Below are 18,959 nucleotides of genomic sequence, written 5' to 3'. Positions count from 1 at the left end.
ACTTTTGAAACTGCCGAAAAAACAAAGCGCAGGTGAAAAATATACAAGGACTGGAAGGAAGACAAAATGATCGATAAGCGAAACTTGAGGAGCCTTGTAGGAAATACCCCGTTATTTCAACTGGAATCGTATCAGTTCAACAATAATGTAAAGATTTTTGCAAAGCTGGAATCTTTTAATCCGGGCGGCAGTGTTAAAGACCGGCTTGGATTTCATCTTGTAGAAGAGGCTTTGAATAAGGGATTGATTCAAAAAGGGGATACAATCGTCGAGCCAACTGCAGGAAATACAGCTATTGGTTTAGCGTTAGCAGCGATCCACTATGGCTTAAGAACGATTTTTGTTGTGCCTGAAAAGTTCAGTAAAGAAAAGCAAACCCTCATGAAAGCTCTTGGTGCTGAAGTTGTCCACACTCCAACTGAATTGGGGATGAAAGGTGCAATTGAAAAAGCCAAACAAATAGCTGAAACACGTGATAGAGTGTATTATCCCAATCAATTTGCAAATGAATGGAATCCCGAAGCGTATTATCGGGGACTTGGACCTGAAATTTATAAAGACTTAGCGGGGAATATTGATATATTTATTGCTGGTGCAGGGACAGGGGGAACTTTTACCGGCGTAGCTAAATATTTAAAGGAACAAAATCCTTTGATCAAAACGATTGTCGTTGAACCCGAAGGCTCGATAATCAATGGTGGAAAGTCAGGCCCGCATGAAACAGAGGGGATTGGAATGGAGTTTTTTCCGTCGTTCTTTGATCATTCATTATACGATGATGCCTATACAATTCCTGATAAACAGGCATTTACAAGAGTGAAGGAAATAGCACTACGTGAAGGGTTACTAGTTGGCAGTTCATCTGGAGCTGTTCTTGAGGCTTGTTTGTTGGAAGCTGAAAAAGCCAATGCTCCCAAGAACATCGTAACGATTTTTCCAGATAGCAGTGAGCGATATTTAAGCAAAGATATTTATGGAGGGATAGAGAAATGAGGAAGAAAACAAAATTAATTCATGGTGGAAAAACAGTGGATCAATCAACGGGAGCTGTTTCATTGCCGATTTTTCAAGCAACTACCTTTAAACAGGATGGTGTTGGAAACTTTACTTATGAGTACGGACGAACTGGAAACCCAACCCGCGAAGGAGTAGAAACCTTCATCGCGGATCTAGAAGAGGGAAAAAGGGGATTCGCTTTTGCTTCAGGTATGGCGGCAATCACTGCGGTTACGCAGTTGTTTTCTGCGGGCGACCATATTATTATCACTGATGACGTATACGGAGGAACCTTTCGTTTAATGAGCAAAATTGTAAGCCGCTTTGGTATTGAGGCATCGTTCGTTGATACGACAGATCAGGATAATGTTCAAGCTGCAATCCGCCCAGAGACCAAAGCAATCTTTATTGAAACACCAACAAATCCTTTGCTGAAAGTAACGAATATAGAAGCAATTGCTGCTTTGGCAAATAAAAATGGACTCACATTGGTTGTTGATAATACATTCAGCACACCTTATTGGCAAAGGCCACTGACATTGGGTGCAGATATAGTGGTGCATAGCGCGACAAAATATTTGGGCGGGCACAGCGATGTGGTTTCGGGATTAGTGGTTACAAATAACGACGAGCTGGCTGAAAAGCTTCATTTCATTCAGAATGGTGCCGGCGCTGTTCTAAGCCCACATGATAGTTGGCTACTGATCCGAGGAATGAAGACATTGGGTGTTCGTATGGAAGAAATTGAACAGAATGCCCATAGTGTTGCTCAGTTTTTAAAAAATCATCCAGCTGTTCATAAAGTGTATTATCCGGGTTTATCCGACCATCCAGGTCATCACATTCATAAGCAGCAGTCCGAAGGATTTGGAGGAATGATTTCATTCGCCGTCAGCACAGAAGAACAAGCTTTGGAGATATTAAAAAATGTGAAATATTTTACGTTGGCTGAAAGCCTCGGTGCAGTTGAAAGCTTAATCTCTCTTCCAGCCAAAATGACCCACGCATCTATCCCGCGTGAACGCCGTTTGAAAATCGGCATTGAAGATGGGCTCATTCGTTTATCAATCGGTCTTGAAGACAGTGAAGATTTAATAGAAGATTTAGCGGCTGCCTTTGAAAAAAGCAAGCAATTGAGTCATTGATGCTAAATGAACGCTAAAAAATTGACAAAAAATATTATTTGTGCTATAATTTACTTTTGTCAATTTATAGTTTAAAATGGGATTCTCTTGGCCAGGGGAATCCCATTTTTACGTTATAGGAAGTGCTCTTTAAAAGAATCTATTCCTAGCGCCATCGGCTCGAGGCCGCTTTTGAAGGCAAACTGCGCGTTCTTCCGTGCTTGTTTGTCTTATTAAGGAGGGAATTTCATGAATGAAGGCAAACCTAGTATAACTTCATTAATATCGGCATTTGGAAGAACCTATCACAGTCAATTTGATACGCTTAAAATTTTTGATGATTTTATCGCCAAGGATTTAATTTCTCAAAAAGAATTTAGAGACATAAAAGAGAATCTGGTTAAAGGTATACAGTTCTTTAACAAAGAGGTTGCGGAAAAACTCAAGGGTGATCCAGAAGAAATTTTAAAATGGGTTACCCATGTTCAATTATCCCCAACACCATTGGCGCGAGCTGCGTATTGCGAAAAAGTGCTCCAAAATGAAATAAGGTTAGGTGTAGAGCAATATGTCATACTGGGGGCTGGACTGGATACATTTTGCTTTCGATATCCTGAATTTGAAAACAGTCTGGAAATATTTGAAGTTGATTACGCTGCTACCCAACACTTTAAAAGGACAAGGTTGAAAGAAATCAATTTTGACATACCTAAAAACCTTCATTTTGTAACGATGGATTTTACTAAATATTTTTCCAATCAGGATTTGTCCCATGAAGGTTTTGCTAACAAAAGGACATTCTTTAGCTTTCTAGGTGTTTCTTATTATTTAACCAAAGAGGAGCTTTCCGGCTTGATGGATCATTTGTTTTCTATAGTTCCTGAAGGGAGCTCCATTGTCTTTGATTATGCGGACGAAAGATTATTTGAGGAGAAAGGGGTCTCAAATAGGGTGGAAAACATGGTTAAAATGGCGGCGGCAGGCGGAGAACCTATGAAATCGTGTTACTCTTATGCGGAGATTGAACATTTATTAGAGAAATCAGGTTTGTTAATATACGAGCATTTATCTCCGACTCAAATCGATAATCTTTATTTTGACAAACGAAATGATGATCTTTCGGCCTTCGAAACGATTCATTATCTTCATGCCGTAAAAAAGTAATCTAACAGCCTTTGTGGTTCGGAGCTCATTTTTCACCAAAAAATAATTTGGAATTGCTTTACTGGACTTTTTTTCATACAGTCTGCAATTACATGAAAAGCGTCCAATCTATAATAGATTAGGCGCTTTTCTCTGTTTAGGGAAAGATATTTACTTTACTTTGAGCTGCTTGCTAAATTTTCAGCTCAATCGAATGAAACGACCAGTTGATCCCGGTTCTCATTTTTAGCTGAATATAAATGATTATCTGCTTGATGGATCACATCGTACAATCGGGAGCCACTTTCAAATTTAGCTAATCCTATTGATACCGTGACGTGGAGGGACCCCCCATTGTTTGAGTGAAAAGGAGTAGTGCGTATTTCATTTTGAATATGTTCAAGTGTTCTCACAGCTTGCTTATCATAAACCGTTTTTAAATAAATGATAAATTCCTCGCCGCCATATCTTGCTACTTTTAAATTATCACTTTCATACTTATTAAATATAGATGAAATTTCCTTCAAAACACTATCACCAGTTAAGTGTCCATGCGTATCATTCAATTGTTTAAAATGGTCAATATCCAGAAGGGCAATATAGTGATTTGTATCACTTTCTTTCATTTTCACCTCAACGATTTCTATGAATTTATTTCGATTTAAAAGATTTGTCAGCGGATCATGAGAAGCTAGAAATTCCAATCTTTGCTTTAATCGGTCATTTTTATAACCGATCAAAATAAATGCGCAATAGATGGAAGCTACAGAAAGAAAAGATATGTAGCGTAATAAAAATGTATTTTTAAATATCTCCATTCCGTTTGGAATAAATAAGATGATAGGGAGATCCGAAATTATCCAACAGGCTGTTATGATAAAGAGTATTTTCAAATTAATGTTAGTCGGAATTTTCCGTTCATAAAGTAGCAAAGTAAAAATGGTTGGAAGGATCAGAACGAAAACAATACTGGAAAGTGTTTCATCACTTCCCATGAAGAAATGCCAGGCCGAAACGATAAAAAGAACGGGAACTGTAATCTTCCATCCTCTAAAAAGAGCCAAAAATATAAGAGGAATAAGGCTTAAATCAAGCCGATAGTCTCCAAATGAGATGGGCAAGTATAACATTGTAATGCTAACTGTGGAAAAAAGCACAACAGTGTAAATATATAGTAAATGCTTAGAAAAACGTTCCCTATATGTAATTAATGTGCTCATTAGCAAATGACCTAATAAAATAATTGCCAGATTGGATAAAATCGATTGAAACATATTAAGCTCCTTGTTTCGTTATTTTCATTTGGAAATTTTAAAGTGGTCATTATCTGTTTAATTGGAATTTTTAAGGTGAGATTTGCTTTTTTAGTTCCTAAGAACTACTTGTGTTAATAACATTGTACCAAAAGTCCTGATCGTTGTGCAGGAGAAATCGTGGAAATATAAATATGTCAGGGAATGATTAATAAACGAAAAAAGTGCTAATTGTTTTAACTTCATTCAGCAGAGTCTCCCACGTCTATAAAAGGTGGGATGAAAGCATATTATTGGTATTCCATTCAGCCCCAGGTAAACAAATTTAAATCCATCGGTTGATGCTACAGATTTTTATTGGAAATTTATCTATAAAATCTGGGCGCAAATACGCCAAAGCACATTTGATGTTTTGGGCAAAGGATCGTAAAGACCAAAGGTTTATTGTATATTTGCTATATAAGAACTAGTTGGAGTTTTGTTTTTTGAAGAAACATGTAGGTCCAGCAGCCGTTTATATTATCTAGCGAAAAATCAAAGGAAAGGAGTTAGGTTATAATAAGCAGCAGTTACGATGAACACATATTTTATGGTGATAATATTGAGATACATCAAATGGATGAAGGGTGTACGATATTTAAGATTGAGGATACCACTGGGACTGGCATCATGACGTGCTATGATGTACTTCCGGGTATTAAGCTCATGTATAATGACTTTCAAATGAAAAGCTGTTTTTCAGAGTTTCAGCCAAATGTAGAGATGCTCACGATTAATCATTGCCGTGAAGGCAGGATCGAATGTGAAATTCAAAATGGTTCTTATATGTACCTCGATGAAGGGGATTTACAAATCAGCTTGAAAAACCACCCCAACCATACATTTGGATTTCCATTGAATGAATATAAAGGTATTACTATTGGTATTTATCTGGAGGAAGCCACGAAAATCCTAGTTTCTATTTTTGAGCCATTTTCGGTTAATCTGGATTTGCTTCGTGCCAAGTTTTTCAATGAAAACTACTTTCTTATGCGGACTACTGAATCTATTCAGCGAATTTTCATAGATTTATATGCAGTTCCAGAGCAGGTCAGAATGCCGTATTTTAGAGTCAAAGTTATAGAGCTGTTGCTTGTTTTAGGTTCTGTAGATCTTCCTGTGGATAAGGAAAGTCGTCCTTATTTTCCTAAAAAGCAAGTGGATACGGTAAAAGAAATTATGGACTATCTTCGTAGCCACATAGATCAGCATATGACCTTACTAGAATTATCTAATCGATTTGATATTTCGCAAACAGCGATGAAGCTTTGCTTCAAAGCTATTTATGGACAATCCATCTACGCCTATTTACGAAAGTATCGAATTGAAAAGGCAGCTTACTTGCTAAGGAACAGTGATTACACCATAACAATCATTGCAGGGAAGGTCGGCTATAGTAACCCAAGCAAGTTTGCGGCGGCATTTAAAGCGGTAAAAGGACTATCGCCATCTCAATATCAGAAAAGCGTCACCCAAATGGAGCATACTTAGACAAATTGGAGCGGTTAAACCGTTCTTTTTTTATGATAATAACTTTGTAAATGATATTTATTATCAATTAGGAAGAGGATGATGGGCAACATGGAAAAAGATATAGATCCTAAAGAGCTTGTAAAGCGTGGGAGGGTTATTTGGAGTACGAAGGATATTTTGATAACTGGAATGATCGGCGTTGTGTTTGCTTTTGTTTTGCTTGCTGTGACATTTGCTTATTTTCCACTTGCTGCAATATTAGGTCCGGCTTATTCAAGAATAACGGATGGGATTTTTATGATTCCCGGTCTCTTAGCTCTTTATCTCATTCGAAAACCTGGTGCTGCCCTAGTTTCGATGACAATTGGTGGCTTGGTTATGTTGCCATTTTCACCTTATGGTCTCATCGGAATAGTATGGGCAGCCATTGCAGGGATTGAGTGTGAAGTGCCTTTCTTAGCGGTACTTTATAGAAAATATTCGACTTTATTTTTGATGATAAGTGGTTCGATTGCCACAGTTATTAGTACTCTTTTAGAGTACCCCTTATATGGCCATGCAGCCCTAACGATCGGTGTTCAAATCACCATGCTTGCGGTGAGTGCCATAGGAGGAGCGATAGGCGGATTGTTCTCCAAATTGTTGGGAGAAGCAATGCTGAAAGCAGGGTTTTTAGCAGAATATCGACATTCCTCATTAGATGATACTGTCAGGAAGTGAAACCCATGATTGAAATGCACGATGTTCGCTTTACTTATGCAGGAACAAACAAGCCAGTATTGGACGGCATTCATGTAATGATTAACAAAAATGAAACGGTTTTGCTGCTGGGTGCCTCTGGAGCAGGGAAAAGCTCCCTTGTACTCTGTTTAAACGGCTTGATCCCCAACAGTGTTCATGGAAGTTTCAGTGGTACTGTCCAAGTGGGAGGTAAGGATACATCTAAAACGCCGATTGCTGAACTAGCATGTGAGATCGGTATTGTTTTTCAAGACCCAGAAGCACAGTTGGTCAATATAAAAGTGGAGGATGAGCTTGCTTTTGGTATGGAAAATTTATGTCTTGATTCGGACGAGATGGAGCGAAGGATGGAAGATGCTTTAGAGCAAACAGGATTGTCGGAATTCAGGCAATGGAAGATTGACAAGCTTTCTGGAGGACAAAAACAGCGTCTTGCTCTGGCCTGTGCATTGTGTATGCAGCCGCGAATTCTTGTTCTTGATGAGCCAACAGCCAATCTTGATCCTGAGGGAACGAAAGAATTATTTGCTATTCTGCGTAATCTTAGGGAGTGCGGCAAGTATACGATTATTATAATCGAGCATAAGCTTGATGAATTAATGGATACGGTGGATCGTGTACTGGTACTTGGAAAGATTGGGAAGATTATAGCTGATGGACACCCCCGTCATGTTTTTTACCAACATTACGATGAATTAATCCGGGAAGGCGTTTGGTTACCCTACAGCATTAAATTTACTCATGAGCTAATGAAACAGGGAATTGCCGTTACTGAAACGCCTCTTACGGTAAAAGAAACAATAGATATGCTGGAACATTCCCGCCTGACATGTGATATGGAGGAGCTGTTTTTTCAAGCTGCAATGGGAAATGTCTCTATAAAAAATGTTAAAGCTTCCTTTGATACAGCATATTCTCATACGAGAGGCAAACTATCCTTTACGGACTCGGCAGAGGAGTTTGCTATAGAGATCCGACCAGCAGAATTTACCCGCAAACAAACTTGCATCTTGCGGCCTATGCGTTTAACTGTGCCTAGGGGTGACTTTTTGGCTATTGTTGGAAAAAATGGAGCGGGAAAATCGACGTTAGCACGTTTTATGATGAAGCTCCACCAGACTAATAAAGGAGTTATCCATTTGCATGGACGTGATCTGACAAAGTGGTCAGTACATGAAATGGCACGAGAGGTTGGATATGTTTTTCAAAATCCTGAGCATCAATTTGTTACAAATCGAGTATTTGATGAATTAGCCTTTGGTCTGAGAGAGATGCAACTGTCACAAAATGAAATCAGTGCACGAGTTGAGCAGATGCTTGAACGCTTTGGGCTTGAACAGTATGTTAACGCTAACCCATTTCAGTTAAGTCATGGTGAGAAAAGGCGTTTAAGTACGGCTTCTATGCTCATTGCCGGGCAGCGGCTGCTTATTCTGGATGAACCGACTTTTGGACAGGATGAGTATAATGCACATCAGCTTATGCACATGATGAAGGAATTACAGGAGACGGGTCATACCATTATTATCGTTTCACATGATATGGGCTTAATTGCCGAATATGCCGATCATGCAGCAGTTTTGAAGGCTGGAAGGCTATGCTTTCATGGTACGGTACAAGCTTTGTTTGACAGGATGGATCTGCTTGAAGAAGCAGATCTTAATGAACCCCCATCTGTGGAAATCGCCCGACATTTCCGGAAGGTATATACATGAGCTACCTTCATCGTCTGAATCCTCTTAGCAAATTACTGGCAATAGGCCCGCCAGCTATTTTCCTGACTTTGACGACCAATGTCTGGACACCACTGTTGTTTATCATTGGAACAATAATCATCACGCTGATGTTGGGGAGAATCTCGTTACTGCGTTATGCCAGAGTCTGTGTGCCTATGCTGTTCATTGTTCTTGGATTTATGCTTCTATATCCTTTGCTAGTTAGCGATCATATTAACAAAGGCTCAAAATTATTATTTTCCGCAGGGTTCATTGAAGTGTACGAAGCGGGAGTATTGTTTGGGATAGCTACAGGATTGCGGCTCTTTGCCATGCTTGTTCTATCATTGCTGTTTACATTGACGACAGATACAGCGGATTTTATCCGCGCCCTTATTCAGCAATGGAAAGTAAGCTATCGCTTTGGTTTCGGTACATTGGCTGTTCTTAACTTTGTTCCTGTTTTTATGCGACAGTTTCAGCTTGTCAAAATGGCTCATCAGGTTCGCGGTTATTCAGGGAAAGGAGCTTGGAGAGTAATGGAGCGAATCCAAAGATATACACTGCCCTTGCTCTCCTCAGCCTTGCGCCATGCAGAGCGTACGGCCTATTCAATGGATTCGCGCGCTTTTGGAGCTTATCAAACTCGTACATATTTTAGAAGATTATCAATGGATAAACACGACTTTTTCTTTATGGGAGCCTTTTGGATCGGCTCAGCTTTGGCAGTTTTCATCCTCTTTCAATTTGACCTACTTGGCAACCTTTCTTTATTCAAGACTTACCATTAGAGGGTGTGAAAAATTTTAATGAAAAATTCAAATTGGATTACCATTGTATGGTCGTTTGCGTATACTTGTAAAAATCGACTCTCTCTATCGATAGCTTGTGCAATCATTAGCGTTGTTGGTGGAATTATCCCTTATTTCAGCGTGTATCAGCTCATCCATTTGTTTATGACTCATGAAGTTCAGTTTCGTGATATTGTCTTTTGGATTGCCGTTTGTATTGGCGGCTATGTGATCAAAGTGATTTTTCATGCGATTTCTACAACACTTGCCCACCAATCAGCCTATCAAATATTGGAATCGATGCGAGTTCAAATAGCTGAACGCTTAATGAAAGCTCCGTTGGGAAATGTACAGAACCAATCAATTGGAAAACTAAAAAATGTAATGATCGATCGGGTAGAAACGATTGAGCTGCCACTTGCGCATTTAATTCCTGAAGGAATTTCAAACCTTTTCTTACCGATTGGCGTGTTTGTTTATTTGCTGGTTATTGACTGGAGAATGGCGTTTGCAACCTTGCTAACCATACCAATTGCGGCAATTTCTTTTGCTTATTTAATGAAGTCATTTAATAAACAATATGAGTCCTATATAGAATCTAGCAATTATGTCAATAGTGTCATTGTAGAGTATGTGGAAGGAATTGAAGTAATTAAAACCTTTAATCAGTCATCATCCTCTTATGAAAAGTTTGAGCGGGCTATTCATTCATTTAAAGACTATACACTCAACTGGTTTCGTAATACCTGGAAATTGATGAATTTCTCCAATGCAGTCTTGCCTTCAACATTGCTTGGCACTGTCCCTATTGGGATGTACTTGTACCAAAGTGGGACATTAAGTCCTTCCGAGTTTGCGATGTGCCTTATTTTATCTCTAGGAATTATCGGACCGCTTACAAGCTTTACTTTATTTGTCAATAATGCTAAGACAATCGAATATGCGGTTATGGAGGTAAATGAATTTTTACAGCTAGAAGAGCTGGAGAATGTAACAGAGCAAGTCCAATTCGATCATTATGGAGTCCACTTTACTGATGTTTCTTTTTCATATACAGCACAATCAGAAGACAAAGCCGAACAAAACAACGTTCTTTCTTCTATAAATTTGATGTTCCCGGAAGGAAGTTTCACTGCACTAGTCGGTCCTTCGGGAAGTGGGAAATCGACCGTTGCCAAATTAATTGCTAGATTTTGGGATGTAACGGATGGGGAGATTTCTATAGGAAATATTCCAATCAGGCAAATTCCTTTGGAGCAATTAGCGAATACCATTAGCTATGTATCACAAGATAATTTCCTGTTCGATTGTTCTTTGATGGATAATATTCGGCTTGGGAAACCAAATGCAACAGATGAGGAAGTCATTACAGCCGCTAAAGCCGCGTGTTGTCATGATTTTATCGTGAAATTAGAACATGGCTATCAATCTCTTGCCGGAGAGGTAGGCGGCAGGTTGTCTGGGGGAGAAAAGCAACGGGTAGCGATCGCGAGAGCGATGCTAAAAGATGCTCCAATTGTCATTTTAGACGAGGCCACCGCTTTTACTGATCCCGAAAATGAAGAAAAGTTGCAGCAGTCGATTGCCGCTTTAACAAATGGAAAGTCATTGTTCGTCATTGCCCATAGATTGTCAACGATTCAGCATGCAGACCAAATTATTGTGCTGAATCAGGGGCAGATTGAAGCTGCTGGCAGCCATAACGGACTGCTTCAGACTTGCGAATTGTATCGAAAGATGTGGAAGGCACATATAGGTGCAAAAGTATGGGCAGCGAGTAGCAGCGCAAGGGAGGTTCATGCCAATGGTTAGATCAATCCAGCGGTTACTAGATTGGACGGGGAAACGGCGAAAGCGTGTCTATCTTGGATTTGTTTACTCCTTTTTTCATACTCTCTTCGCTGCTTTTCCTGTCATTATTGCTGCTTATAGTTTAAAACTGATCTTGAATGATATGAATGGTATAGGGGCGTTAAGTACAAGTTCTATAGTGTATATCGCCATTTTAATGGTATTTGCAGTGACCGGACGTTTTATATTTGGCTATCTGCGTGCATCCACGCAAAATAGTGTGGGATATGAAGTAACTGCCGAACAACGAATTAACATTGGGGGACGTTTAAAGCGGGTACCGTTGGGTTTTTTTCATCATAAAAAAGCGGGAGATATTACTTCAGCTGTAACGACAGATTTATCCTTTATCGAAATGCACGGTATGAAGATGGTCGACGTCATTATAAATGGATACATCAGTGTATTCACTCTTGTTCTTTGCCTTGCCTTTTATCATTACACAGTTGCACTGGCGGCTGTTGCAGGCATTGTGTTTTCAGCACTATTCTTAAAATTGCTTCGCAATAAAAGCGAAGAGAATGCACCGATTCAACAACAAGCTAAGGATCGCATGATTTCAGCTACGATTGAATATATTCGGGGAATGTCTGAGGTGAAAGCTTATAATCAGCAGGGGGTTACGAAAGAAGGCATTCATAAGGCGTATGAAATGGGCAAAGAGATCAATGTCAAAATTGAAAAAGACTATATGCCGTATAATAGCTTCCATCTTCTCTCCCTTCACATGGCTTCTACTGGCATTATTGCCGTATCTGCATGGTTGGCGATGAATGAAACCATTCCTTTGTCGACGATGGTGATGATGGTTATTTTTTCATTCGTTATATTTAATCAGGTTGAAGCGATGAATAGCGCATTCCATGTCTTGAAAGTGATTGATGCTACTTTGGACAAGCTGGAGGAAATAAATGAGATTGAATTTCTGGACAAGGATGGGAAGGAGATCAATTTGGAGAAATTTAACATTCAATTCACGAATGTATCATTTGGCTATGAACAACGGCAAGTTATTAAGAATGTTTCCTTTACTGTTTCAGAATATACTACTACGGCTATCGTTGGGCCGTCTGGAAGTGGTAAAACAACACTATGCAAGCTGATTGCGAGATTTTATGATGTAGAACAAGGGGATATCAAAATAGGTGGAGTGAATGTTCGTGAAGTTACTAGCGAAAGCTTATTGAAAAATATTAGTATTGTCTTCCAGAAGGTATATTTGTTTCATGATACTATTCTAAACAATATACGCTTCGGAAAGCCAAATGCTTCCCTTGAGGAAGTCGTAGAGGTTTCTAAAAAGGCGCGTTGCCATGAGTTTATTATGGCATTGCCGGATGGCTATAACACCATGGTCGGAGAAGGTGGATCAACATTATCGGGCGGTGAAAAACAAAGGCTTTCGATCGCTAGAGCGATGTTAAAAGACGCGCCAATTATTATTTTAGACGAAGCAACTGCAAGTATTGATCCAGAAAATGAGCATGAAATTCAACGGGCAATCAATGCGTTAGTTGCTGGTAAGACCATCCTTATTATTGCGCATCGTTTGGCAACTATCCAAAATGCTGATCAAATTATTGTTTTGAACAATGGTGAAATCGTTCAAAGGGGGATGCACGAAGAGTTAATAAAAGAAGACGGGATTTATAAGAGCTTTTCACAAATAAGAAAGAGAGCAGAAGGTTGGAGCTTATGATGATTAGGCATAGACTGAATGGTTTTACCTCCTGATTTGCTATGAGAATAACTGTTTTTTATTCTTAAGCGTTAATTTATTTATCAAATGTTAGATGAGGGGAGAGTACGTTTAAATTATGTGAAAAAAGATAGAACGTGATTACTCTGGATTTTTTAAATATAGCTTGAAAGCTAATAATTCCTCTTATCTTTAGATTTCAATATAATTGACAGGGTAGTATTTTGAAGGGAGTTAGTTTAATGAACATCAAAACAAAAAGGTTATTGATACGAGAATTTGAATCCAAGGACTGGCAAGTTGTATATGAGTATACATCAAATATTAATGTTATGAAGTATCTGCCGGAAGGGGTTTTTACTGAAGAAGATGCAAAAGAATTTGTAAATAAAAATAAAGGGGATCAGGCTGAAAAGTTTCCTGTAGTACTAATAGATAGAGATATTCTTATAGGGCACATTGTTTTTCATAAATATTTTGGTGAGCACACTTATGAGATTGGATGGGTGTTTAATCCCAAATATCAAAATAAAGGGTATGCATCTGAAGCAGCTCAAGCTATCTTAGATTATGCTTTTAAAGAAATGAACTTACATAGGATTATAGCAACGTGTCAACCTGAGAATATTCCATCATACCGAGTTATGGAGAAGATTGGAATGAGAAGAGAAGGCTTTTTTAAAAAATGTATTCCAAATGGTAATGAATGGTGGGATGAATATTATTACGCTATTTTAGAGGAAGAGTGGACCTGCTGAATTAGTGACGTGATATTGCGAGGTTTTATGATTTCTTTAGTCAGCATAAATGCAGACCCACACAATTGTCCTTACTGCAATGGGTATAAAAAGGGTGATATTTATGGAGTTAGCGTTATTTACAGTAAAGCTCTAAATGAAATGCGTATCTCACTTGGGATTTCATTCAATGACCTTGTGATATTCAGCGAAACTAGCCAATAGTTTTCAATTAAAATGTTTAATTTGAGCATGCCAAATGATGCGTTGAGCTATGTTGATCTATTACAACTTGTGGGCAATGACTTAGGCGGTATTAGACGTGTTGAAAAGCAGGATATTGTTACAATAAGATGTATGTTGGCCAGAAGTTGACGGTTGAATAAAAACAGCCCGGCTAATGACCGGGCTTAGTTTGTCATGGGCCACACTTAATTCTCCGGGTTTCTCCACAATCGGGCCAGTTGCGGCAAAGGCTTAACTTCTTCACGGTAAAACATTCTTAAGGATAAAGCTTGCTCTCTGCTTCACCCCTATTTTGGGTACCTCAATAAGCTCATAGTCAAGTTTCTCGTAAGTTCTAAACATGACTTCATAAGTTGCGACGGCTTCTTCAAAGTCTTGTTTTCTCTCATCATCAGTTTTGTATATTTCCTTCCAAGGGGGTAAAATAAATACCCTTTTGTTATACCTGTATCTTTTGACGGCAGATTCAAGTTTTTTCGAAGTAGGAATATTTATCAAATCTGAATAGGTAAGGGTATCTGGAATGCCCCGATCGAAAAAAAGAGGTTGATTTGAAGGGTTTGATAATGCTGAAAGATAACCTTCTATGGATTGATCCAACATTAGATCACGATAATTTGTTACATTTCCCCAAGGCAACGCATCACCATTGGAAGAAATCTGTGTTTGGATAATTTTCCTGGCAACCTCAGGAACATATCTATGATTATTTTTCTGTAATTCATCCAATAAAGTCGTTTTACCGGCTCCAGGTCCGCCGGTAATAATGATAAAGTCATCCCTAAAAAAAATACTATCTTCCATTATTGAATACTCCTTAACTTTTTTTCAAAAAGGTTATTAATACCCGTTTAAAAGTAACCGTTGTTCAATTGCTGCCCGATAGCTGAAGAAAGTTCTAGAATTTTAATATGAAATTATTTTTTGCATCTGATCATTAATATTTATCTTACTTAAACCTCCGTGGTAACAAACCACAGATTCAATGTCGAGGTCTAGGTATTTCTTCAAAGAGAGACGAGCCTCTTTTAAATCTAGAACAGTCGGGACATGAATTCCCTCAATTATTCCGTTTACACTGTACATCGAATCCCCGGCAATCAGTGTTTTACTTTGTTTCAAATATAGGCTGATATGGCCAGGGGTATGCCCCGGAGTATGAATAATACGAATCCCGCCACAATACGACAGTTCTTGACCGTCAATCAAGGTATCATCCACTTTTCCTTTTGGCGGATTCTCTATGTGCCCGTCTTTCAAAAGAGGTAAATCTCCTTGAATATAAGGCTTATCTAGTTTGTGAGCATAGACTTTAATATTCCTTCCACACTCCTGTAATATCTCTGGAAGACTACCAATATGATCTATATCCTGATGCGTCAAAATAATACTTTTTAGTTTGTCGAGTGACACTCCTACCTTTTCCATTGCCACGCGTAAATCTTCAATTTGATTAGGGAATCCAGTGTCTATTAAAATAGCCATTTCTTGATCCCATAAAAGAGTGGGATGAATAATATTCCCGTGAAATTCAAGTTGGAGCATCTCTACTCCCTTAGAAAGTTCCATAACTTTACGCTCCTTTATAATTACATTTTATTAATGAAGGGTTTAGTTACATAAGAAGGTCGAAAGATAAATATCATTTTGTACGTAATATACTATACTACGAGGTACCATTAATTACTCATTAACCTGTAATTAATTGAATAACACAAACATGCTATTAGCTTCAACTTGCTTCATAAAAGCTTCTGCTGTTCTTCAACAATCATGCCTGATAATGTAATTATTATTAGGTTTTTACTATTAAACTCATATAATTTATCGGAACAAATCTAGCGGGCTAATGTTTAACATCCTGAAGAACGGTTCCCTTCCTCCAAAGCAGCTTCCGTAATGTTTCGAAATTGACTAAAACGGTTCCTGCAATAATCGTCAAAGTTCCTATGCCTGTTAGCCAAGAAATATATTCATGATAGAAGGTAACACCTAGCATAACGGCAATTAATGGTGAGATATACAGCCACGTAGAAGGAAAAACAGGATTTGTCCGTGAGACAAGCCAATAATAAATGCTATGGCCGATCATTGAACCAATAATAGTTAAATAAAGAAGAGAGCCAATTGAAGCCGGACTTAAAAGATAATTAAGCTGAATGTTCTCGGTGAAACATGACAAAATGATTAATAAAATCCCACCATGCATCATTTGCGCTGCATTTAAAGCAATCGGAGATGTCGTTTCAAATTTTCGGATGACATGCTTTGAATAAATCGTTCCAGATGCGTAGAAAACTTCACCCAATATAATGGCGAAACAACCAACCATCCAGAAGGGACTAATCTCAATGGAAAAACTAGGTAAGATTAAGAGCGTGACACCAATGACTCCGACGACACACCCAATGAATGATTTCCAATTTCCTTTCTGCTTCAATATGAATGTCTGAATAACTATGATCATCATTGGACCTGTAGCAGATAAGACAGCTGCAACCCCTGATGTCACATATTGTTCTGCCCAGTATAATGTGGCGAACGTCCCAAAGGTTAAACCTACTCCAGTAAAAAACATCTCTTTCCGAAATAATAGCGATATTGTCGTTTTTTCTCTCCTAACCATAAAACTAAATAGCAGCAAACCAGCAATAAAAAAACGAAGTCCAGCCGATAAAAATGGAGGCACTCCTGCATCAACACCAATTTTAATCGCTAAAAATGTCGTTCCAAAAATCAAACACATGAAGAAATAATTAATAATCACCATATAAAACTCCTCCTCTTTTTCTATCATAAAAGAAAGACAGTAGAACAGATTGAAAAAGATAGAACAGATTAGATTGGATCGTGGTACAATCGTTTTGAATAGGAGGAATCGATGTGAGCAAAGCAATTCAAAATGGAGATTATCTTTTTAAGAAAGTATATGATTATGTACTGCACCGAATTGAACGTAAAGAATGGAAAGAACATCAAAAGATTCCCTCCGTCCGGCAATTAGCATCTGAAATGAATGTTCATCGGTTAACTGTATTAAAGGCTTATCAATTACTGAAACAGCATGACAAGGTTTATGTAAAAGATAAAGCAGGCTATTTTGTCCAATCAAATGTGCCAAAAAATCTTGAATATCTAGATCTGGACAATCCAATTGTTTCTGCATACGTACAAAAAAATCATTTATCTGAGATCCATCAATCACCTGTTTCCTACCAATTTTCTCAGGCGTTAATTGATCCCAATCTTTTGCCAAATTATTTTTTTTCAGATTATGTAAAAAAAGTGTTTGACCTTTATCCCAAAGTACTTGCAACCTATTCAACTGTGCAAGGTGATTTAGAGCTACGTGAAACACTCACTCAATATTTTATCAACCAGTACAAAACTCATTTCAATGCAGATGATTTGTTAATCACTTCTGGCTCGCAGCAAGCGATTCATTTAATCGCTCAAGCTTTTATTAAACCAAGAGACATCGTTTTATTTGAACGTCCAAGCTATAGTGCTGCGATTGATATTTTTAGAGCACAGGGAGCACAAATTGTAACGGTTGATATCCATCCAGATGGTTACGATTTAAAGCAGGTTGAATCATATATGAAACAATATAAACCACTCCTATTTTATCTCAACCCAACTTTCCATAACCCGACTGGTTATACTATTTCAGTCGAGCAGCGCAAAAAATTAGTAGAATTAGCTGAACAATATCGATGTCTATTAATTGAGGACGATGCCTATCACGACATATATTTTGATCACGCCCCGCCATCACCAATTTACACATATGATACTGCTGGGACAGTCATTTATATCCGAAGCTTTTGCAAATATATCTCACCTGGTTTGAGAATTGCGGCTGTTATTTGTCAATCAACAGTAATGAATTCACTACTAACCGTAAAATCGTTAGCTGATAATGGCTCACCACTTCTTAATCAAAAAATTTTCCTCCATTACTTTTCATCGCTAAGATTGCAGCAGCATTTGGAGAAAATACGGATCGCCCTACAGATCCGGAAGGAAATCATGGAGAAAGAGCTAGCGGTAACAGATTGGAAATGGACCAGTCCAAATGGCGGTCTTAATTTATGGGTGCAGCTTCCAGCTGAACTTCCAACTGAGTTATTATTAACCAAAAGTATCGAACAATCTATATCTTTTGTACCTGGTCAAGTTTGTGATCCATTAAAACAATTGTCATCCTGGATACGTTTAAGCTATTCTTACGCAAATGAAAAACAACTAAGTGAAGGGGGAAAAAGGTTTGTTGAAGTGGCGCAATCTCTTTCTAAGTGAGGGGAGGCGCTTGGATTAAAGGTTTGTAAAGCTTGTTATATACCTAAGGTATGCGGAGAGAATGACTATGATTTCGCTTTTTTTGTTTTCCACAATCTTTTATGATTGTGGATTTTAATTTGATCTGTACAAAAATCACGAAACCCGGAAAATATCGTGAAACTAAAAAGTCTGTCCTGGGCGAATAGGAATGGAAACAAGTCAACGAGATATTATATATTCTATCGAATACAGCTTACCTGTCATTTTACCTTCTTGAAAATACATGTGCTGTCCAAAATTAAAGGAATAAACAAATGCACGTTGTTGACGTTAACCTGAAAGCCCATAAAGTGCGTTATACTAATAAAAATAGTAAACGTTGATATATCAAGGCTTTGTGAGACCTTGTACTGGTGTTTACATTTAAATAATATATATGAAGGTTTAGAATGTTTCTTGAAATATATAATACGAGGAGAATATATGATGAAGAAAAAACTTTTATTAGCTTCTACACTAATATTTTTAGGGATAATTTGTATTATTAGTTTCCATATGATTGGATCAAAAGTAGAGCCAGACGGCACATTGGTTGAACCTTTCTTTCTTGTTCCATTAAGCATTCTTTTGGTTTTTAGTGGTATTACTGCATTATTGTTGATGGCAATCATTTCGGTAGTTAAAAAAAGCCGCAAATAGGGAAGGAGGGAAAAATAATAGATTTTGATTCCAACTGTTTACGTCGTAGCCCTTCATACAAAGAAAACTCAGGTTAGAGACCGAGCTTTATTGGCTCTCTGTCAAATGTGGTGGTATTATCCACCCATATTCTTCTTAGATCCGTGGCCTAGGCCACGGATCTAATTG

Annotated in this window: 16 protein-coding genes; 12 read left to right on the top strand and 4 right to left on the bottom strand. The window is 38.2% G+C overall.

Going from position 1 to position 18,959, the window contains the following annotated elements:
• The first annotated feature begins 66 nt into the window (after nucleotides 1–66).
• From H9631_RS19605 to H9631_RS19595, 3 genes are all read left to right on the top strand, one after another.
• On the top strand, nucleotides 67–993 hold the full coding sequence (locus tag H9631_RS19605; protein ID WP_191815798.1) for a PLP-dependent cysteine synthase family protein: 927 nt from the start codon (nucleotides 67–69) through the stop codon (nucleotides 991–993).
• Complete coding sequence (locus H9631_RS19600; protein ID WP_191815796.1) at nucleotides 990–2,141, top strand: bifunctional cystathionine gamma-lyase/homocysteine desulfhydrase; 1,152 nt, start codon at nucleotides 990–992, stop codon at nucleotides 2,139–2,141. The genes H9631_RS19605 and H9631_RS19600 overlap by 4 nt, the downstream gene beginning before the upstream one ends.
• Before the next feature lie 228 nt (nucleotides 2,142–2,369).
• Nucleotides 2,370–3,284, top strand: a complete 915-nt coding sequence (locus tag H9631_RS19595; RefSeq protein ID WP_191815794.1) for a class I SAM-dependent methyltransferase — start codon at nucleotides 2,370–2,372, stop codon at nucleotides 3,282–3,284.
• Between the two features lie 185 nt (nucleotides 3,285–3,469).
• Here H9631_RS19595 and H9631_RS19590 read toward each other — a convergent pair whose 3' ends face one another.
• Entirely contained in the window at nucleotides 3,470–4,537 is a 1,068-nt protein-coding gene (locus H9631_RS19590; RefSeq protein ID WP_191815792.1) for a GGDEF domain-containing protein, read from the bottom strand.
• Between the two features lie 594 nt (nucleotides 4,538–5,131).
• On the opposite strand from H9631_RS19590, the gene H9631_RS19585 reads away from it, so the two are divergent.
• The 7 genes from H9631_RS19585 to H9631_RS19555 all read left to right on the top strand — a co-directional run bounded on the left by H9631_RS19585 (nucleotide 5,132) and on the right by H9631_RS19555 (nucleotide 13,583).
• On the top strand, nucleotides 5,132–6,046 hold the full coding sequence (locus H9631_RS19585) for an AraC family transcriptional regulator (protein ID WP_191815790.1): 915 nt from the start codon (nucleotides 5,132–5,134) through the stop codon (nucleotides 6,044–6,046).
• Nucleotides 6,047–6,136: 90 nt separating this feature from the next.
• The gene (locus H9631_RS19580) at nucleotides 6,137–6,748 is read left to right on the top strand and encodes an ECF transporter S component (RefSeq protein ID WP_225221166.1); all 612 of its coding nucleotides are present in this window, start codon (nucleotides 6,137–6,139) and stop codon (nucleotides 6,746–6,748) included.
• Nucleotides 6,749–6,753: 5 nt separating this feature from the next.
• Entirely contained in the window at nucleotides 6,754–8,484 is a 1,731-nt protein-coding gene (locus H9631_RS19575; protein ID WP_191815786.1) for an ABC transporter ATP-binding protein, read from the top strand.
• Nucleotides 8,481–9,275, top strand: a complete 795-nt coding sequence (locus H9631_RS19570) for an energy-coupling factor transporter transmembrane component T family protein (RefSeq protein ID WP_191815785.1) — start codon at nucleotides 8,481–8,483, stop codon at nucleotides 9,273–9,275. The genes H9631_RS19575 and H9631_RS19570 overlap by 4 nt, the downstream gene beginning before the upstream one ends.
• A gap of 18 nt (nucleotides 9,276–9,293) precedes the next feature.
• Nucleotides 9,294–11,087: an ABC transporter ATP-binding protein gene (locus tag H9631_RS19565; RefSeq protein ID WP_191815783.1), complete on the top strand. Its 1,794-nt coding sequence runs from the start codon at nucleotides 9,294–9,296 to the stop codon at nucleotides 11,085–11,087.
• The gene (locus H9631_RS19560) at nucleotides 11,080–12,825 is read left to right on the top strand and encodes an ABC transporter ATP-binding protein (protein WP_191815782.1); all 1,746 of its coding nucleotides are present in this window, start codon (nucleotides 11,080–11,082) and stop codon (nucleotides 12,823–12,825) included. Before H9631_RS19565 ends, H9631_RS19560 begins: the two co-directional genes overlap by 8 nt.
• A gap of 242 nt (nucleotides 12,826–13,067) precedes the next feature.
• A complete protein-coding gene (locus tag H9631_RS19555) occupies nucleotides 13,068–13,583 on the top strand; it encodes a GNAT family N-acetyltransferase (RefSeq protein WP_191815780.1) in 516 nt (171 codons plus the stop codon).
• Nucleotides 13,584–14,048: 465 nt separating this feature from the next.
• On the opposite strand, the gene H9631_RS19550 is transcribed toward H9631_RS19555, so the two are convergent.
• The 3 genes from H9631_RS19550 to H9631_RS19540 form a co-directional block, all read right to left on the bottom strand.
• The gene (locus H9631_RS19550) at nucleotides 14,049–14,612 is read right to left on the bottom strand and encodes an AAA family ATPase (RefSeq protein WP_191815778.1); all 564 of its coding nucleotides are present in this window, start codon (nucleotides 14,610–14,612) and stop codon (nucleotides 14,049–14,051) included.
• A 102-nt stretch (nucleotides 14,613–14,714) separates the two neighbouring features.
• Nucleotides 14,715–15,377 (bottom strand): MBL fold metallo-hydrolase, encoded by a 663-nt coding sequence (locus tag H9631_RS19545; protein WP_191815776.1) that lies wholly within the window; start codon nucleotides 15,375–15,377, stop codon nucleotides 14,715–14,717.
• Nucleotides 15,378–15,654: 277 nt separating this feature from the next.
• Nucleotides 15,655–16,578: a DMT family transporter gene (locus tag H9631_RS19540; RefSeq protein ID WP_191815774.1), complete on the bottom strand. Its 924-nt coding sequence runs from the start codon at nucleotides 16,576–16,578 to the stop codon at nucleotides 15,655–15,657.
• Between the two features lie 113 nt (nucleotides 16,579–16,691).
• Here H9631_RS19540 and H9631_RS19535 point away from each other — a divergent pair, with 113 nt between their 5' ends.
• Both H9631_RS19535 and H9631_RS19530 read left to right on the top strand, forming a co-directional pair.
• Nucleotides 16,692–18,110, top strand: coding sequence for an aminotransferase-like domain-containing protein (locus H9631_RS19535; RefSeq protein WP_191815772.1), 1,419 nt, complete (start codon nucleotides 16,692–16,694; stop codon nucleotides 18,108–18,110).
• 468 nt (nucleotides 18,111–18,578) lie between these two features.
• Complete coding sequence (locus H9631_RS19530) at nucleotides 18,579–18,791, top strand: DUF3955 domain-containing protein (RefSeq protein ID WP_191815770.1); 213 nt, start codon at nucleotides 18,579–18,581, stop codon at nucleotides 18,789–18,791.
• Nucleotides 18,792–18,959: the final 168 nt, after the last annotated feature.

The organism is Bacillus norwichensis, assembly GCF_014836955.1.
Classification (GTDB): Bacteria; Bacillota; Bacilli; order Bacillales; family Bacillaceae_C; genus Siminovitchia; species Siminovitchia norwichensis.
This window is presented reverse-complemented; position numbering and strand designations above follow the sequence as displayed.

Bases quoted from the DNA above. Each gene is read 5' to 3' on its own strand.
- H9631_RS19605 (WP_191815798.1), top strand. From the start codon at position 67: ATGATCGATAAGCGAAACTTGAGGAGCCTTGTAGGAAATACCCCGTTA.
- H9631_RS19600 (WP_191815796.1), top strand. From the start codon at position 990: ATGAGGAAGAAAACAAAATTAATTCATGGTGGAAAAACAGTGGATCAA.
- H9631_RS19595 (WP_191815794.1), top strand. From the start codon at position 2,370: ATGAATGAAGGCAAACCTAGTATAACTTCATTAATATCGGCATTTGGA.
- H9631_RS19590 (WP_191815792.1), bottom strand. From the start codon at position 4,537: ATGTTTCAATCGATTTTATCCAATCTGGCAATTATTTTATTAGGTCAT.
- H9631_RS19585 (WP_191815790.1), top strand. From the start codon at position 5,132: ATGGATGAAGGGTGTACGATATTTAAGATTGAGGATACCACTGGGACT.
- H9631_RS19580 (WP_225221166.1), top strand. From the start codon at position 6,137: ATGGAAAAAGATATAGATCCTAAAGAGCTTGTAAAGCGTGGGAGGGTT.
- H9631_RS19575 (WP_191815786.1), top strand. From the start codon at position 6,754: ATGATTGAAATGCACGATGTTCGCTTTACTTATGCAGGAACAAACAAG.
- H9631_RS19570 (WP_191815785.1), top strand. From the start codon at position 8,481: ATGAGCTACCTTCATCGTCTGAATCCTCTTAGCAAATTACTGGCAATA.
- H9631_RS19565 (WP_191815783.1), top strand. From the start codon at position 9,294: ATGAAAAATTCAAATTGGATTACCATTGTATGGTCGTTTGCGTATACT.
- H9631_RS19560 (WP_191815782.1), top strand. From the start codon at position 11,080: ATGGTTAGATCAATCCAGCGGTTACTAGATTGGACGGGGAAACGGCGA.
- H9631_RS19555 (WP_191815780.1), top strand. From the start codon at position 13,068: ATGAACATCAAAACAAAAAGGTTATTGATACGAGAATTTGAATCCAAG.
- H9631_RS19550 (WP_191815778.1), bottom strand. From the start codon at position 14,612: ATGGAAGATAGTATTTTTTTTAGGGATGACTTTATCATTATTACCGGC.
- H9631_RS19545 (WP_191815776.1), bottom strand. From the start codon at position 15,377: ATGGAACTTTCTAAGGGAGTAGAGATGCTCCAACTTGAATTTCACGGG.
- H9631_RS19540 (WP_191815774.1), bottom strand. From the start codon at position 16,578: ATGGTGATTATTAATTATTTCTTCATGTGTTTGATTTTTGGAACGACA.
- H9631_RS19530 (WP_191815770.1), top strand. From the start codon at position 18,579: ATGAAGAAAAAACTTTTATTAGCTTCTACACTAATATTTTTAGGGATA.